Origin of the sequence: Bacillus pumilus (genome assembly GCF_024498355.1) — a bacterium.
In the GTDB taxonomy this organism is placed as follows: Bacteria; Bacillota; Bacilli; order Bacillales; family Bacillaceae; genus Bacillus; species Bacillus pumilus_P.
In genome coordinates, this window is the sequence record NZ_CP101833.1 from 2,380,035 (window position 1) to 2,396,251 (window position 16,217).

17 protein-coding genes and 1 riboswitch are annotated in these 16,217 nt (G+C 42.5%); of the genes, 4 read left to right on the forward strand and 13 right to left on the reverse strand.

The window, feature by feature from the left end; genetic code table 11:
- Positions 1-8: 8 nt before the first annotated feature.
- Together ruvA and NPA43_RS12155 are read right to left on the reverse strand one after the other, a co-directional pair.
- The gene (ruvA, locus tag NPA43_RS12150) at positions 9-614 is read right to left on the reverse strand and encodes a Holliday junction branch migration protein RuvA (protein WP_249705011.1); all 606 of its coding nucleotides are present in this window, start codon (positions 612-614) and stop codon (positions 9-11) included.
- A 148-nt stretch (positions 615-762) separates the two neighbouring features.
- The gene (locus tag NPA43_RS12155) at positions 763-1,263 is read right to left on the reverse strand and encodes an intercompartmental signaling factor BofC (protein WP_180275528.1); all 501 of its coding nucleotides are present in this window, start codon (positions 1,261-1,263) and stop codon (positions 763-765) included.
- 239 nt (positions 1,264-1,502) lie between these two features.
- On the opposite strand from NPA43_RS12155, the gene NPA43_RS12160 reads away from it, so the two are divergent.
- Positions 1,503-2,147, forward strand: a complete 645-nt coding sequence (locus tag NPA43_RS12160) for a protein kinase family protein (protein WP_249705010.1) — start codon at positions 1,503-1,505, stop codon at positions 2,145-2,147.
- A 35-nt stretch (positions 2,148-2,182) separates the two neighbouring features.
- Here NPA43_RS12160 and NPA43_RS12165 read toward each other — a convergent pair whose 3' ends face one another.
- Positions 2,183-2,365 carry a hypothetical protein gene (locus NPA43_RS12165; RefSeq protein ID WP_078061691.1) on the reverse strand — a complete coding sequence of 61 codons (183 nt, stop codon included), beginning with the start codon at positions 2,363-2,365 and terminating at the stop codon, positions 2,183-2,185.
- 191 nt (positions 2,366-2,556) lie between these two features.
- Here NPA43_RS12165 and NPA43_RS12170 point away from each other — a divergent pair, with 191 nt between their 5' ends.
- On the forward strand, positions 2,557-2,712 hold the full coding sequence (locus tag NPA43_RS12170; RefSeq protein ID WP_180275525.1) for a hypothetical protein: 156 nt from the start codon (positions 2,557-2,559) through the stop codon (positions 2,710-2,712).
- Between the two features lie 33 nt (positions 2,713-2,745).
- Here NPA43_RS12170 and thiC read toward each other — a convergent pair whose 3' ends face one another.
- The 6 genes from thiC to nadB all read right to left on the reverse strand — a co-directional run bounded on the left by thiC (position 2,746) and on the right by nadB (position 10,855).
- Positions 2,746-4,506, reverse strand: coding sequence for a phosphomethylpyrimidine synthase ThiC (thiC, locus tag NPA43_RS12175; protein ID WP_249705009.1), 1,761 nt, complete (start codon positions 4,504-4,506; stop codon positions 2,746-2,748).
- A 126-nt stretch (positions 4,507-4,632) separates the two neighbouring features.
- A riboswitch (TPP riboswitch) is annotated at positions 4,633-4,743 on the reverse strand.
- A 426-nt stretch (positions 4,744-5,169) separates the two neighbouring features.
- Positions 5,170-5,787: a YhcN/YlaJ family sporulation lipoprotein gene (locus NPA43_RS12180; RefSeq protein ID WP_099727775.1), complete on the reverse strand. Its 618-nt coding sequence runs from the start codon at positions 5,785-5,787 to the stop codon at positions 5,170-5,172.
- A 133-nt stretch (positions 5,788-5,920) separates the two neighbouring features.
- Complete coding sequence (gene safA, locus NPA43_RS12185) at positions 5,921-7,210, reverse strand: SafA/ExsA family spore coat assembly protein (RefSeq protein ID WP_256498846.1); 1,290 nt, start codon at positions 7,208-7,210, stop codon at positions 5,921-5,923.
- Positions 7,211-7,342: 132 nt separating this feature from the next.
- On the reverse strand, positions 7,343-8,452 hold the full coding sequence (gene nadA, locus NPA43_RS12190; protein ID WP_099727777.1) for a quinolinate synthase NadA: 1,110 nt from the start codon (positions 8,450-8,452) through the stop codon (positions 7,343-7,345).
- On the reverse strand, positions 8,439-9,302 hold the full coding sequence (gene nadC, locus NPA43_RS12195) for a carboxylating nicotinate-nucleotide diphosphorylase (protein ID WP_256498847.1): 864 nt from the start codon (positions 9,300-9,302) through the stop codon (positions 8,439-8,441). Before nadC ends, nadA begins: the two co-directional genes overlap by 14 nt.
- Positions 9,284-10,855 carry an L-aspartate oxidase gene (gene nadB, locus NPA43_RS12200; RefSeq protein WP_256498848.1) on the reverse strand — a complete coding sequence of 524 codons (1,572 nt, stop codon included), beginning with the start codon at positions 10,853-10,855 and terminating at the stop codon, positions 9,284-9,286. Before nadB ends, nadC begins: the two co-directional genes overlap by 19 nt.
- Before the next feature lie 97 nt (positions 10,856-10,952).
- Between nadB and NPA43_RS12205 the strand changes: the two genes are divergently transcribed.
- On the forward strand, positions 10,953-12,095 hold the full coding sequence (locus NPA43_RS12205) for an IscS subfamily cysteine desulfurase (RefSeq protein ID WP_256498849.1): 1,143 nt from the start codon (positions 10,953-10,955) through the stop codon (positions 12,093-12,095).
- A 3-nt stretch (positions 12,096-12,098) separates the two neighbouring features.
- Positions 12,099-12,641 carry a transcription repressor NadR gene (locus tag NPA43_RS12210; protein ID WP_099727781.1) on the forward strand — a complete coding sequence of 181 codons (543 nt, stop codon included), beginning with the start codon at positions 12,099-12,101 and terminating at the stop codon, positions 12,639-12,641.
- A 225-nt stretch (positions 12,642-12,866) separates the two neighbouring features.
- Here the strand turns inward: NPA43_RS12210 and pheA are convergent, their stop codons facing one another.
- Genes pheA through NPA43_RS12230 form a run of 4 tightly spaced genes read right to left on the reverse strand, consistent with a single transcriptional unit; the run spans position 12,867 to position 16,164 of the window.
- The gene (gene pheA / locus NPA43_RS12215) at positions 12,867-13,745 is read right to left on the reverse strand and encodes a prephenate dehydratase (RefSeq protein ID WP_099727782.1); all 879 of its coding nucleotides are present in this window, start codon (positions 13,743-13,745) and stop codon (positions 12,867-12,869) included.
- Between the two features lie 18 nt (positions 13,746-13,763).
- Positions 13,764-14,207 carry an ACT domain-containing protein gene (locus NPA43_RS12220; RefSeq protein WP_003216269.1) on the reverse strand — a complete coding sequence of 148 codons (444 nt, stop codon included), beginning with the start codon at positions 14,205-14,207 and terminating at the stop codon, positions 13,764-13,766.
- Positions 14,208-14,262: 55 nt separating this feature from the next.
- Positions 14,263-15,549, reverse strand: coding sequence for a GTPase ObgE (gene obgE, locus NPA43_RS12225; protein ID WP_230030514.1), 1,287 nt, complete (start codon positions 15,547-15,549; stop codon positions 14,263-14,265).
- A gap of 21 nt (positions 15,550-15,570) precedes the next feature.
- Complete coding sequence (locus tag NPA43_RS12230; protein WP_099727784.1) at positions 15,571-16,164, reverse strand: sporulation initiation phosphotransferase B; 594 nt, start codon at positions 16,162-16,164, stop codon at positions 15,571-15,573.
- Positions 16,165-16,217 lie beyond the last annotated feature (53 nt).

Below are 16,217 nucleotides of genomic sequence, written 5' to 3' on the forward strand. Positions count from 1 at the left end.
ACATCACCCTATTTCAACATTTTTTGTAAAGCTTTTTTCACATATTGATCGGTTGTGAGATTTTTCTCTTCTTTTAATAAAGGCAGAACCTTTTTGATTTCACGATCACCGTATCCAAGGACACTTAACGCTTCGAGCGCTTCATCTAATGCGGTTTGCTGCGTTTCGATCTGAATATGATCCTCGTGATTAAATAAGTTGCCAATCATTTCTGGCACCACATCTGCAAGCTTTCCTTTTAGATCTAGAATGATCTGACGAGCTGTTTTTTTGCCAACGCCAGGGAATTTAATAAGGAATGCTTCATCCTCACGTTCTATCGCTGAAATGACAGCGCCAGGATCACCGGAAGCAAGGATCGCAAGTGCAACCTTTGGTCCAATCCCTGTGACATTTAACAGTTTTGTGAACAACGCTTTTTCTTCTCTTGTTTGAAATCCATATAACGAAAATGCGTCTTCCTTTATGTAATGATACGTATAAATCGTTTCTTGTTTATTTACTTGATAGATAAACGGGTTTGGGGTATAGACTTGATATCCCACTCCGCCGTTTTGAATGACAACATATTGCGGGCACACATAATCAATGGTCCCTTTCACAAATTCTATCACCGTTTTCACCTCTTTGACTGTTCTTCATTGTAACATAAATCGAAGAGAAAACCGCAATAAAAGTTAACATACGTTCGCTCAGTCCATTTTTACGGTGCAACCATGAAAAACAGCTTGCGGCCCTCACACCAGCAAGCTGTCACACGCTTTAAAATGATATTTCATTTCGGTAAGGTTGCATGACTTCAAGCACATGCTCAAATTCATCCTTTGTTCGAAAAGGAATGCCTTGCTCAAGCTGCTCCTCCACATGGCTTTCTAAACGGGACGTATCAATTTGAAAGAAGAGATGAATAGGCTCCGCCCAGCCGCCTGGCCTTCCATGAAACGTAGAAATGACACCGTCCTCTGATAATCCGATATATCCATTTGCTTTACTTAATGGAGAGATATCATCAATTTGTTTTCTAAAAAGGGCAAAATCCTCTTGTTGTTCTACCAGCGTCCAGCCTTTATACTGCGTCCAAAATGTGTCTTTGTCTTCTAATGATGCCCGGTGTCTTTCAATACTCACATCGCCGTCTAGATAGACTTTTTCAAGCTGCACGGTGATGGTGTTTGACTGCTTTTGCAAGTGTTCTTTTCCTTCCATATCCGCAGCGAAAAAAAGAACACTTGTCATGATAAGTCCTGTAACGAAACGTTTCATCTTCACTTTCACTATTTACACCTCTTTAGAACATAAGATCGATGCATGACATATGTAGTTTGACCCATTTTTCTAAACATTAACCAAACCGATTACACTGACTCGTTTTAAGAGTCTTTCGTTGTATCCTTCATTCGTAAATGTTATGTTTTATACAATCCATTGCTTTATCGAATGAAACGGTTTTTTCATCATTCGTTTTTCAGCCGCATAAACTGAAACCAAAGAAGGTGAAGTCAATGTCAGATATCAAAAGATTAGCCGAATCGATTCAGTATCATGAAGAAAAACGTTTTAATAAGCTCACCTTAAAACCGGCAGAGCTTGAGCTGTGCGGCAAAGGAAGAAGTGCCTATGTATTTTCATATAAAAAAGCTGGCAAGAAAATGGCGCTAAAAGTCTTTTTCCCTTCTTATCAACACATTGCCCGCAAAGAGGCAGCAATTTACGAAAAACTTTCCGGTTCGTCATACTACCCTGAGATTTATGAGTCTGGGGATCAGTATATTTTAATGGAATATATTAAAGGCTACACATTCTATGAATGCCTGACAAAGGGTATTCCGATCAAGAAACAAATGATTGAACAAGTAGATGAAGCGCTAGAAGAAGCACGTGAGAAAGGGTTAAACCCTTCAGATATCCATCTGCGCAACCTGATATTAACAAAGGAAGGCCTCGTTAAGGTGATCGACGTTGCCCGCTTCACCCAAACGAAAACATGTCATCAATGGAATGATTTAAAAGCCGCTTACGCCTATTACCAAAAACCTTTTTTCCCTAAAAAAGCGCCGCGTCTGTGGCTTGAAGTGATTGCCTATTTATATAAAAAGAACTGGCTCTCCCGCGGCCAGCTTAACAACCGAAATGATTTCTCCGCATAACGAAAGCCGCTCTCCTTCCGAGCGGCTTTTCTGTTTTATTCTGTTTCTACATGGATACTATTTACATTTAATAGATTAATGATTTCATTATTCAGCTTAAACCATTGATTGGATTCCTCAATTTTTTTATACACATCGTAGGTAGCTGGACGTTTCAGCTCGAAATCAAGCACTTCCCCATTGTTCATATGAAATGTTACCTTGAATACTTTCATCATAAGATCACCTTCCACTCTTTCTTGTTCGCTAACTGGTAAGGTCAGCTCTTTTCATTCATTCTCTACTCAACTCGTTTCCCCTCCTTCTTTCCTTCCAAACACAAGAAGTTTAAATTTTGTTTAAATTCACACAACATCTCTATCTCTCTAATCTGCAAAGAAGTATATTGTTTAAAAAGGGGGCTGTCTTCATGAAACAGAAAAAGAAAAAGAAAAGAACATCCCCAGAGAGACAAACTGTCTTGTTTCATTTAACAGATGCCCTGATTCCGAGTATGGAAATCATGGCGATTGCAGTAAGAGCACTTTTCCATCTCGTGAGAAAAGCCTTTTCAGCCGTTTTATAAAACCCCGCACAAAAGGAGTGCGAGGTTCTTTTTTTAGGATTGATAGATTTGACTTCCTTGGCTGATAAACTCTTTTGCCTTCTTCTCCATCTCTTTTTTCACTTCTTCTGATTGATTGCGGATATCATGAGAAATTTTCATACTGCAAAACTTCGGTCCGCACATGGAGCAAAAGTGAGCGGTCTTTGCGCCTTCAGCAGGCAATGTTTCGTCATGGAACGCCAAAGCTCTTTCTGGATCAAGTGACAGGTGGAATTGATCCCGCCACCTAAATTCAAATCTGGCTTTCGATAATGCATCATCGCGCTTTTGAGCAGCAGGATGTCCTTTTGCTAGATCAGCTGCATGTGCGGCAATTTTATAAGCAATGACACCTTCTCTCACATCTTCTTTGTTCGGCAAACCTAAATGCTCTTTTGGTGTCACATAGCAGAGCATGGCTGTTCCATACCAGCCGATCATGGCAGCGCCGATAGCGGATGTAATGTGATCATACCCCGGGGCAATATCTGTTGTAAGAGGTCCTAGCGTGTAAAATGGTGCCTCTTTGCAAATCTCCATCTGCTTATCGACATTTTCTTTGATTTTATCCATTGGGACATGTCCAGGTCCTTCAATCATCACCTGTACATCATGTTTCCAGGCGATCTCTGTCAATTCCCCTAGCGTTTTCAGCTCTGCAAACTGCGCCTCATCATTTGCATCAGCGATCGAACCTGGTCTGAGTCCATCTCCAAGAGAAAAAGCAATATCATAGGTTTTCATAATTTCACAAATATCTTCGAAATGGGTATAAAGAAAGTTTTCTTGATGATGAGCGAGACACCACCTTGCCATAATAGCTCCGCCTCTTGACACAATTCCCGTTACCCGATCGACTGTAAGCGGAATATACCTTAATAGTACGCCCGCATGAATCGTGAAGTAGTCTACACCTTGCTCTGCTTGTTCAATTAATGTGTCTCTGTACACGTCCCACGTCAAATCTTCTGCCACTCCATTCACTTTTTCAAGTGCCTGATAAATGGGAACGGTTCCTACTGGGACTGGGCAATTCCGAATGATCCATTCTCTCGTTGTATGAATGTCCTTCCCAGTGGACAGGTCCATCATTGTGTCTGCCCCCCACCTGATCGCCCACGTCATCTTCTCTACCTCTTCATCGATGGATGACGTCACAGCTGAATTGCCAATATTCGCATTGATTTTGACGTGAAAATGCTTTCCAATAATCATCGGCTCACTTTCTGGATGGTTAATATTCGCTGGGATGACTGCTCTTCCGCTAGCTACTTCCTCTCTCACAAACTCAGGGCTCAGCTGTTCTCTCAAAGCGATAAATTCCATTTCAGGTGTGATGATGCCTTTTTTTGCATAATGCATTTGTGTCACACTGGCGCCATTTTTCGCGCGGAGCGGCACATGATGAAAATCAGTATGGACATGATGAAAGGACTCTTTCCCCTTTGAACGATACCCGTTATCTTCTGGTTTCACATGACGACCTTCATAGCTTTCTGTATCTCCTCTTTCTTTAATCCACGCCGCTCTAAGACGCTTTAAACCCTTTGTAACATCAATATGGGCGTTTTCATCTGTGTACGGTCCACTTGTATCGTACACACGGATCGGGTCATTTTGAATGTCGCCCGCCTGTGTCACAGTATTTGAGAGCATAATCTCCCTTTTTGGCACCAAGATGTCAGGTCTTGAGCCCTGCTCATACACCTTTCGACTTCCGTCAAAGCTTGATAGTAAAGATTGGGTTGATGGGACATTTTTCTTTTCTTTCATTTGCTGTTCTCTCCTTCTCTTTTTGTCATCGGACAGGATGGAATCAGCACCAGCAAAAAACCAGGCTCTATGTTGAGAACCTGGTTTCGTCGTCAGAAAAAAACATGAATGTCATTCATATGACACATGTATCATCTTCAACTTCCCCACGCTGGTACGAGCCAGATCAGGTCCAAAGGGTTAAGAAACTTAAGCTTCTCTCTCAGCCCACTTTAGCGGGCACCCCTAGTCACTTTTATTGATTTCCACATCAGTTTATCATAGAGACGATATGAAAAAAAGAAGATTCAGGAAAATAGTTCCTTTCCCCTACAAGCTGTACCGATGAGCATGATATGCAAACTTCTATACAACAGCTTCCCCTTTATTTCGATCAAATCAGAAATCATCATTGATCCTTTTTTCCTACTATGTATAATTAATCTAAATGAAGAATTTTTTATACAAACTACTTGTTCAAAGGAAGTTCTAGTCGATTGCAAACATTTCTAACATTTATCAGTGATGAATCGGACGATGATGAAGTGGACATCCATTATTGCTGGTATTTTATTACTTGGATTTGGCTGTTATTTCTTTTACGAATTTTATATAGGCATCAAGATATTTTTTTAAGAAAAGGCTAGAGTTCGTAATGAACTTTAGCCTTTTTTATTCATTCAACTATCGGGTCATGCCTGTTTGTCCTGTTTCAAATTGTGTTTTTCTCATATCTCTGAAGCGTGTGAATGCTCCTTCATCTTTGATGACTTGGACAGCTCTTCCATCTGCATAACGAGTCGCTGCTTCTTCTACTTGTGATACGCCCTCTTCCGTCAGACGTCCATCCGATTTAATCGCAATATAGACATTTTCATCAGTGACCATAACTTGTGAGTCTGCTACGTGATTCATTTTATTCACGCGGTTCGCAATTTTTCGTGAACGCTGTATGTTCTCTTGTTTATCGTAGCCAGAGAACGACATTTGGTTATGATAATTCATATCTCCATGACTGTAGCGTCCATCTCCGCCAGTAAGAGGCATTCTCACTTGATCCTCCGTAGGACGCGAACGATAATCAACATTCGTTGTATTTTCGTTCATCCCTTCCATAAGCTCAGAAATTGGGCCTTGGTGATCTTGGTTATTGTCTGCCGCCCGTTGATTCGAATGATAACCGACCGGCTGGCCTGATTGATTATAACGAGTATCTACACCCGCATTGTCATTTGTACCACATGCAGTTAAACCAATAGGAAGAAGCACTAATGCGATTGTTTTTTGCCATTTTTGTCTCAAACGAAAAACCCCCTGTACAAATTCAATCTCATGAGCGCGAAACTGGCTCTGTTTTAGCATGTACAGTTCAGGGAAAAATCAAGCTGTCAGTTATAAACAAAAAAAGGAACGATTGAGATCGTCCCTTCTGTCATTAATCTTCTTCGTCTTCTTCTGGTCTTGCAAAAACGGATTGACCCTGATATGGCTGCATATAAGGCTGAGCAGGATAAGCCCCCATTTGACCATAAGGAACAGGATTTGGATAATGTCCAGGCCATGGCTGATGATGATGCTTCATGCCATCATCACAACCGCAGTCTTCCTTGCCATAGGCTTCATTTGAAGCGTTTGGATAAAAGCCTTGATTCACGTTCGCATTCACGTTCGCATTTGCGCCTGTATTTGGATGCATATGGTGGTGCCAGTGATGTCCATCGTTTGCATGATGCTCATGATTTTCCCCGTAGTAAGCTGGCGCTTGATAGGCTGGATAATACGGCTGGGCCGGGTAAGGATACGGCATCATGTGATGGTGATAATAGGGCTGGACCGGATAACAAAGACCTGAACCCGGTAAGATAGGTGAAGCCGGCACCATTTGCTGCGGATATGGATACATCGCAGGCATGTAATGACCATGACCATAATAAGGATCATATGATTCATGATGAGGATGCTGGTGATGATCTTTATTTTCTGCCATTCCTCCTACTGCTGTCCCTCCAACATTCGGCATTTGTGGGAAGTTAGGAAGGTTTGGGTAATTGCTATGCTCCATATCTTTTCCCTCCTCTTTTTGAAGCGGAATATGAATAAACGGATCATATCCCTTTGCCACCTCATCTTTGTGATGATCCTTATTCTCATGATGAAAATAGTCCTTGTGATCTTTATGGTCCTTATTTTCATGATAAAAATGGTCCTTGTGATCTTTATGGTCCTTATTTTCATGATAAAAATGATCCTTGTGATCTTTATGGTCCTTCTTCTCATCATGAACATGATCTTTCTTTTCATAAAAGTGATCTTTTTTCTCATGATGTTCTTTTTTGGGAGGAGGCGTGAATGGCTGGTAGAGATTGGTCTGATAATAGTTCACATCAACTTGCGGAAAAACTGGCTGCTCGATCTTTGGCACTGGCGGTACATAAGGTACCGGTTCATTTGGCTTTTCCTTCGGTTTCGTATCTTGCACTTGCACGACATCCTTTGGCTTTTCTTTCACATACGGATGTTCTTTCTGCTTTGGCATTTCTTTCACTTTTTGGTGATCTGTTTTCACAGGAACACCACTAGATGGAATCTTGATCTTCATACCCGGCATGATCAAATCTGGATTACTGAGCTGTGAATTTAGTTTTTTCAATTCTTGAAAGTCGACTCCGTATTTCTTTGAAATTTTCCAAAGGGAGTCTCCTTTTTGCACAATATGAATTTTCAACGTTTTCCCCTCCTATTGCAAAACGTGAACGTAGCGGTTATGTCAGAAGTACAATATGTTTCAACATAAATTTATGCCTATTTACAAGCCGATATGATAAAAACTTGTTTTCTGATAGGAGGGGCTGATGCTTTATTTAATGGTGAGCATTTTATTTAATGCAAGCAAAGCCTCTTTTGTTATCTCTTCATTGACCTGAATCAAACCAACCGGCTCACCCTTCTCAATACTTTCAAGTGACCATAACAAATGAGGCAGATCAATACGGTTCATGGTCAAACATGGACACATATCTGGGTTAAGGGATTCAATTTGTTTATCCGGGTGCTGGTCTATGATGCGTTTGACTAAATTCATTTCTGTTCCGATCGCCCACTTGCTTCCTGCTGGCGCCTGCTTGATCGTATCAATAATAAATTTCGTTGAACCAGCTAGATCAGAAGCTCTTACCACCTCATGCGTGCACTCTGGATGGACAAGGATTTGAATGTCACGATCTCTTTTTCTCGTTTCTTCAATATTCTGAACGGTAAACTTCTCATGTACGGAGCAATGCCCTTTCCATAAAATCATTTTGATGCGATGGAGCGGCTGATCGGTGATGAGCTTTTCTTCTACTTGATCCCAGACAGCCATTTCTTCTAGCGGGATACCTAAATCAAAGGCTGTATTACGCCCTAAATGCTGATCAGGGAGAAACAGAATCCGCTCTTTTTGTGTAAGCGCCCACTCCAGTACTTTCTTAGCGTTTGAAGATGTGACGGTCGCCCCGCCATGCTTGCCGACAAATGCTTTAATATCAGCTGTTGAGTTGACATAAGTGAGCGGGAGTATCGTATCTCCAAATAGATCAGTGAGCTGTTCCCATGCTCTGTCCGTTTGTTTCATGTTCGCCATATCCGCCATTGAACAGCCTGCTCTCATATCTGGCAACAGGACGTGCTGATTCTTTTTTGACAGCATATCTGCCGTTTCTGCCATGAAGTGAACACCGCAGAACACTATGTATTCTGCCTCCTGATTGTCAGCAGCTATTTGCGCTAGCTGCAATGAATCACCTGTTGCATCTGCAAATTGGATGACCTCATCTTTTTGATAATGATGGCCTGGTATAAAAAGCTTTGATCCAAAAGCTCGTTTAATGTCTAACACACGCTGCTTCATCTCTTCATAAGAGCGGTGTTTATATTCATCTGGCATCATGGCCGAATGTTGATTCGCTAGTACATCAAGCATGGACATGAGTCGTTCCCCCTTTATGGCTGAATTCCATATTCATACTAAAATCGAATGATGGAGCAGAATGTGTCAGAAAACCAAGCGAAATGATGTCTACACCTGTCCCCCGGTAGCTTGGTAATGTCTCTAATGTGATGCCTCCTGATGCCTCTGTCAGGATCGTCTCTGGTGTCATTTGTTTAAAACGCTTTACTTCGGCGGGGGAGCAGTTGTCAAACATGATGACATCTGCTTTTGCATCTATGGCTGCCATGAGCTGTGCTTCTGATTCAATTTCCACTTCAATTTTCACCATATGACCGGCGTATGCTCTTGCTTTTTCTACAGCTTCACGGATAGAACCACATGCGGCAATATGATTATCTTTAATCATCACACCGTCCGATAAGCCGAAACGATGATTCTTTCCACCTCCTACTTTCACTGCGTATTTCTCTAACATACGCAAGCCGGGTGTCGTTTTTCTCGTATCACAGATCGTAATAGACGGATCAGCTAATCGCTGCACTGCTTCATGTGTTAAGGTGGCGATTCCTGTCATGCGCTGTAATATATTCAGAATGACCCGTTCTCCTTTTAGCAAGTCGTTGACTGTGCCTCTTATTTGAGCCAGTACAGCACCTGAATGAATCCAATCACCCTCCTGGAAAAACAGTTCAGTTTGAATCTGTTCACTCAGCAGGCCATACCCCATTTCAATGACTGGTGATCCTGCCAATACACCCGATTGTTTTGCGATGATATAAGCTGTTCCTTTCTTGTCTTCAAAGATGGCATCAGCTGATACATCTCCAAAGCCAATATCTTCTTTTAAAAAATGAGTGAGCATTTGTTTTAACTGTAAACGTTCCATTTGGCACCGATCCTTTCATTTTTCATGATGTGAATGTGGCCTTTTTCATGCACAATCTGTTTCCCTCGCCACAAGGCATCATTCCGCTTTGGATAATCCATTCGATAATGGCTGCCCCTGCTTTCTGTACGGAGTAATGCAGACTTAACAAGGCAAGTCGCTAATGCCCATTGATTGCTTAATTCAATCTGTTTATTTGTGATATCCTTCACATTGATTTGCTGAAAAGAGACTTGTTCTAATTCATCGAGTAAGGTCTGCAAGCCTTTTTCATCTCTAACAATCGCGGCATATGCTGTCATCCATTTTCTAAGCTGAGCCTCTGACATAGTCGGGACAGACCATACTTCTTGTATTGAAAGAGATGGGATTGTTTTTTGCAGTTTTGGCAATTGCTCAATTCGTCTGGCCGCTTTGCTTCCTAAAACGAGACCTTCCAGAAGAGAATTACTTGCCAGTCGATTGGCGCCATGTAAACCTGTACAAGCCGCTTCACCGATGGCAAAAAGCGATTGAACGGTCGTTTCTCCATATTCATTGACCTTGATTCCGCCCATTAAAAAATGCATACCAGGAGAAACTGGCAGCCGGCCGCTTGCCATATCGACTCCCGCCCGCTGACACATCGCATCAATCGCTGGAAAACGAATAGAAAAATGCGGAATATCATGGATGTTGAGATACAGATGATGACCTAATTGCTGCTCATGAAAAATAGCTCTAGCGACCACATCTCTAGGAGCTAAATCTGTCTGTGGATGAATCCCTTTCATGATACGCCTGCCTGTTTCATCTTCTAAATAAGCTCCCTCCCCTCGCACTGCTTCTGAAACAAGACCGACTGCTTTTCCAGCGATCGTCAAAAGGGTCGGATGAAATTGAACAAATTCAAGATCCGCTAATTGTGCTCCGGCTCGGTAGGCCATCATCAGTCCGTCTCCTGTTACAGAAGAATCATTTGTGTTTGTCTCATATAGAGATCCGCAGCCACCAGTGGATAAAACCACTGCATCTGCGGTCATGGTATGTACGTGTCCTTTCTCATCTTTCCACACAACACCGACACATTTCCCTTCATGATTTAATAGATCAATGACATGATGATATTCGTATAAATGAATATGTGAGCCAAGCTGACTTTTCAGAAACTGCACGAGGGTTTTACCTGTTTGATCTCCTCCTCCATGCAAAATGCGATTACGGGTGTGTGCCCCCTCTTTACCTAACTGCGGCATTCCCGCTTCATTCCGATCAAATGGACAGCCTTCTGCTTCAAGCTGCTTCACAAGGCGTTTTCCAAGACACACGATCTCCTGTACGATCTGGTCATCATTATGATCACAGCCAGCAGCTAGCGTGTCTTGCACATGTAGATCAACTGAATCATGTGCTGCAAAGGCAGCAGCGATTCCTCCTTGTGCAAGCATGGAATTACTAGAGGAAAATTGTTTTTTTGTCATCATGATGACTTGGCAGTTTTCTGATATGGTTTTCGCAAAGGAAAGCGCTGCAATGCCTGATCCCACCACAATGACTTTTTTAAGTAATGACACAATCGCCCCTCCTGTCATTTACACCTGTCTTGACACATATCATTACACAATACTACAATAAATACAAGAAAAAATTTTCACACAGGAGATGGATGGTTTGGTCTATTTAGATTATGCAGCTTCTACACCCGTTTCTGAAGAAGCTCTACATGTATTCCAACAGCTAAGCAAAGATTGCTACGGGAATGCAAGCAGCCTTCATGATGCAGGGGGAAGAGCAAATGACATATTGACTTACAGCAGACAATCACTCGCTACGATGCTTAAGGGCGAACCAGACGGCATCTACTTTACAAGTGGCGGAACTGAATCCAATATCCTTGCGATTCAATCGATCATGAACGGGCTGCCCGCACATAAACAGCATGTCATTACCACATCAGTAGAACACCCTTCCGTTCATCACGCGGTTAACGCCTTGCAACGCCTCGGCGTGAAGGTCACGATCATAGAACCGAATGAAGAAGGGATCATCACAAAGGAGATTCTCAAACAAGCTTTATTGCCTGAAACAGGACTAGTATCCATCCAGCATGCAAACTCAGAAACAGGGATTATCCAGCCATTGGCTCAATTAGCGCTTCTTTTAAAGGAAAGACACATTTTTTTTCATACAGATGCTGTGCAAACATTCGGGAAAATTCGTGTGTCCATTAAGGAGCTCGGGGTCGATGCCATGTCCATCTCTAGTCATAAAGTGTATGCACCTAAGGGCGCTGGAGCTGTCTATATGGGTGCACATGTCCCTTGGAAGCCTGTATATGCAGGTGCAGTTCAGGAAAATGGCTTACGACCTGGAACTGTGAACGTTCCGTGTATCGGTGCTTTTGCCGCGGCGAGTGAACAAATGATGCTTCAGCTCGATGAGCAGCATAAACGAGATGAGCAGCTTCGTGATTATTTTCTTGAGCAGATAAAAAAACGTCAGCTGCCTGTCCGTACGCTTCAGGACAATAACAATTACCGCATGCTGCCTCATATTATTGGTTGTTTTTTTGAAGGGTTTGAAGGACAATATGTAATGTTAGCATGTAACCGGCATGGGATTTGTATATCAACTGGAAGCGCATGTGCTTCTGGTTACCATCACCCTTCCCCTGCTGTGAAGGCATTGCATGTATCAGATCGTGATGCCCTTCAGTTCATTCGAATATCATTTGGACGACGGTCATCAACAGATGACATCGATCAGCTTTTGCATACATTTGAGAACTTGCAAAAGGAGAAGAAAGGAGCATAAGACGTGGAGCAAGAGAGGAAGCTCATTGGCGAAGAAAGAAGAAAGGCCATATTACAGTGGCTGAAAGAAACAGATACACCGCTCACTGGAAGCTTTTTAGCTAAAAAGGCCGCTGTATCACGACAAGTCATTGTACAAGATATATCATTATTAAAAGCAAAAAACGAACCCATTATCGCCACAAGCCAAGGCTATGTGTATATGGCGCCGCTTCATGCGCCAGAAACTGAAATTGAACAAATCATCGCCTGCAAACATGATCCTCTTCGTACAGAAGAAGAACTGACATTGATTGTAGACTTTGGTGTGACGGTGAAAGACGTGATCATAGAACACCCCGTTTACGGAGAGCTGACTGCCTCCATTCGCGTCAGCACACGTAAACAAGTAGCTGACTTCGTTCATCACATTTCTAACACTGGCGCCTCCTACTTGTCAGAGCTAACAGATGGCGTACACTTACATACACTCACTTCCTACAGCCAAAAGCAGCTTGATCAAGCCATTCAAGCGCTAGATGACGCTGGATTTTTGATTAAAGACTAAAAAAACAGTGTCCTACACAGGACACTATCAGATTGTTGACAAAGGGCTAAAATGATCTTTATTTTAGCCCTTTGTCCTTCTTTTCAGCGTGTTATGAAAACCCTTGAAGTCTAGGAAGGACGAGTACCGGAGCGGAGCGAATTTGACATTCGTGAGCACCGGCACGCAGACATGACAACGAATGCGAGGGTTTGGCTACACGCTGATAGTGTCCTACACAGGACACTATTTTTCATTCGTTAATTCATATGTTTGGTAGCTGCCGAGCAGCTTGACCTCACAGCCAATGGCTTCTAATTCTTGAATCGCGCCAGGGACAAGCACATCATCCATTTCTTTTTCGATATCAATGATAAATAAATAATGTCCAAGACCTGTTTTGGTCGGGCGAGATTCAATTTTTGACAAGTTCAGATTTCGCCAGGAAAAAGCAGATAGCACGCGATGTAAAGCGCCTGATTGGTCATCCTTTGGCAGACTGACAACAATGGTCGTTTTTGGCTTTGAAGAAAAACCAGAATTCATCGGAAACGACGCCTTAGGATCTTTATGTAAAATAACAAAACGTGTGTGATTGTGCGGATAATCATGAATGTCTTTTTTCGCAATGGTCAATCCGTACGTTTTTGCAGCAATTTCATTGGCAATCGCACCAACAGCTTCATCTGGATGCTCACTGATGTATTTCGCTGCATAGCCTGTTGATTCCACTGGGCGATGCGGAATATGAGGGTAGTGCTTTTTCAAAAATTGATGACACTGGGCAATTGCATGCGGATGTGACTGAATCACATCTAATGTTTCCCAGCTCTCCGCCCTCGATGGATGGACAAGTAAATGCTGCCGAATCGGTGCTGTCATTTCACCAACAATGGATAGTGCTTCTTCATGAATTAAATAATCAATCGTTAAGTTCACAGATCCTTCGAGTGCATTTTCAAGCGGAACGACTGCCAAATCTACTTCGCCCTTTGAAACAGCATCCATACATTGCGGGATCGTTGCATAGGCCCGCTGCACTGCATCTTTAGGAAAGCAAGAGCATACGGCCAAATGAGTAAATGTTGCCTCTGGTCCAAAATAACCTACAGTTAATTGCTTCATCTGCTATAATCTCTCCTTTTACGCTCCAGAACCTAGAATTTCAACTTTTTCGACAAATTCAAGTTTTCTTAATTGATTCATGACGGTATTAATATCATCTGCCATGCCAGCCGTACTGATCGATAGTGTGACATTCGCTCTTCCTTGCAGCGGAATGGTTTGGTGAATGGATAACACATTACAGCCAGAGTCCGCCACAATTTGAAGCAGCCTTGACAGAGCCCCAGACCGATCCTCAAGGTGGAAAAACAATGTGATGATCTGCTCTTTCACCATCGTATAAAATGGGAAAACAGCATCTCTGTATTTATAAAAAGCACTGCGGCTTAAATCCGCTTGTTGAACAGCATCGGCAACTGAATCCGCTTTTTTGCGATCGAGAAGCTTTTTGACTTCAAGCGTTTTTCGCATCGCATCTGGAAGGACATCCTCTCTTACTAAATAGAACGTTTCTTCTTTCACCTGTTTTCTCCCCTTTTAAAAACGGGAGAGCCCATGGACTGGACCCTCCTTTTGATCAATCAATAAATTCAAATTCAAATTCAAGCAGACGAATGATGTCGCCGTCTTTTGCACCGCGCTCACGTAAGGCATCATCGACACCCATTCCGCGCAGCTGTCTGGAGAATCGTTTAACGGATTCATCTCTTGAGAAATCTGTCATCTTAAACAGTCGCTCAAGTGCTTTACCAGTTAAGACAAACGTACCATCAGGATCTCTCGAGATCTCAAATGGTGCATCTCCCTCATCAAACTTGTACATCACACGGTTATCAGACAGCTCTTCTTCATTATAGAGTGGGAATTCTGGTGTCGTTTCAAGCTGATTGGCGATTTCAAATAAGAGCTCACGAAGCCCTTCTCTTGTGATCGCACTAATTGGGAACACTTTATAGTCATCTGTTAGTTTTTCTTTAAATGCGGCTAGATTGTCAGCTGCATCTGGCATGTCCATTTTGTTGGCCACAATGATTTGCGGACGCTCTGTCAATCTCATATTGTATTGCTCAAGCTCTTCATTAATTGTCACGTAGTCTTCGTATGGGTCACGCCCTTCAAGTCCAGACATATCAATGACATGGACAATCACACGTGTACGCTCAATATGACGTAAAAATTGATGACCTAAGCCAACACCTTCGTGCGCTCCTTCGATAAGTCCTGGCAGATCCGCCATAACAAAGCTTCGGTTATCGTCTGTTTCGACAACTCCTAGGTTCGGCACAAGCGTTGTAAAATGATAATCTGCAATTTTCGGTTTAGCCGAAGAGACAATCGAAAGCAGCGTCGACTTCCCGACACTTGGGAAACCAACGAGTCCAACATCCGCAAGCACTTTTAATTCTAAGATGACGTCACGTTCTTTACCTGGCTCACCGTTTTCAGAAAGCTGTGGTGCAGGGTTTGCCGGTGTTGCGAAACGTGAATTTCCACGTCCGCCTCGTCCGCCTTTTGCAATCACTGCACGCTGCCCATGCTCTGTTAAGTCAGCTAGTACTTGTTCCGTCTCTGCATCTGTGACAACCGTACCCGGTGGAACTTTGACGACCATTTCTTCAGCATTTCGTCCATGCTGGTTTTTACTCATCCCGTGCTCGCCGCGATCAGCCTTGAAATGGCGCTTATAACGAAAGTCCATCAATGTTCTAAGGCCTTCGTCCACTTCAAATACAACATCTGCACCGTTTCCGCCGTCGCCGCCTGCTGGGCCGCCTTTTGGCACATATTTTTCACGACGGAACGCCACCATACCGTTTCCGCCGTCACCGCCTTTAACATACACTTTAACCTGATCTACAAACATAACTTCCTCCGTTTCTCTGCATCACATATCTCGTTCTTGCCTCAAACAAAGCTCAATCATGGACTCATGAGACGTCACATGAAATTGCATTATACTCATACATGGATAGTTTGCGTCATGAAACGCATTTAACGCATCCAAACTTGTTAATTTTCCTTTGAAATCAAAATATAAGATCACATCATTCTCTTCATGATCTGTTTGGAACGTGACCGTTAAATGATTTTCAGTTTTTTGGCAAACTGATTGATCGAATATCGAAAACAACTCCCGTGATACCGTTAGCAGCTGCGATTCATATGCTGATAAGTCTCGGGCTTCACCAAGCACTTCATATTCTAGGGTGATAAAATGCGACTCCCAATTAAATGTTAGAAAGTAATAGGCCAATTGGGGAATTTTTAAATTTGAGAGTTTTGATTCATGCTGTGCTTCAATGACCATTTCTTCTATAATTTCAAACACTCGGTCATATTTTTCTAATGTCAAGTTGCCTTTAATCAGCTGCAATTTATTCATCCAGTCATGTCTTGAACGACTGAGCAGATAGATCAATTCATTTGTTAATGCAACGTGAGTTAATTTTTCATTTTGTTTACTTGATATCTCTTCCATTATCGCACTCCCAATCGTTTGGTCTCTCTTTTAGGAGTCTTATCATCAATATG

Excerpts from the sequence above, each read along its gene's own strand:
- NPA43_RS12155 (WP_180275528.1), bottom strand. The coding sequence starts at position 1,263 with ATGAAACGTTTCGTTACAGGACTTATCATGACAAGTGTTCTTTTTTTC.
- obgE (WP_230030514.1), bottom strand. The coding sequence starts at position 15,549 with ATGTTTGTAGATCAGGTTAAAGTGTATGTTAAAGGCGGTGACGGCGGA.
- nadC (WP_256498847.1), bottom strand. The coding sequence starts at position 9,302 with ATGGAACGTTTACAGTTAAAACAAATGCTCACTCATTTTTTAAAAGAA.
- NPA43_RS12170 (WP_180275525.1), top strand. The coding sequence starts at position 2,557 with ATGAAACAGAAAAAGAAAAAGAAAAGAACATCCCCAGAGAGACAAACT.
- thiC (WP_249705009.1), bottom strand. The coding sequence starts at position 4,506 with ATGAAAGAAAAGAAAAATGTCCCATCAACCCAATCTTTACTATCAAGC.
- NPA43_RS12165 (WP_078061691.1), bottom strand. The coding sequence starts at position 2,365 with ATGATGAAAGTATTCAAGGTAACATTTCATATGAACAATGGGGAAGTG.
- nadA (WP_099727777.1), bottom strand. The coding sequence starts at position 8,452 with ATGTCCATGCTTGATGTACTAGCGAATCAACATTCGGCCATGATGCCA.
- NPA43_RS12230 (WP_099727784.1), bottom strand. The coding sequence starts at position 16,164 with ATGGAAGAGATATCAAGTAAACAAAATGAAAAATTAACTCACGTTGCA.
- NPA43_RS12160 (WP_249705010.1), top strand. The coding sequence starts at position 1,503 with ATGTCAGATATCAAAAGATTAGCCGAATCGATTCAGTATCATGAAGAA.
- pheA (WP_099727782.1), bottom strand. The coding sequence starts at position 13,745 with ATGAAGCAATTAACTGTAGGTTATTTTGGACCAGAGGCAACATTTACT.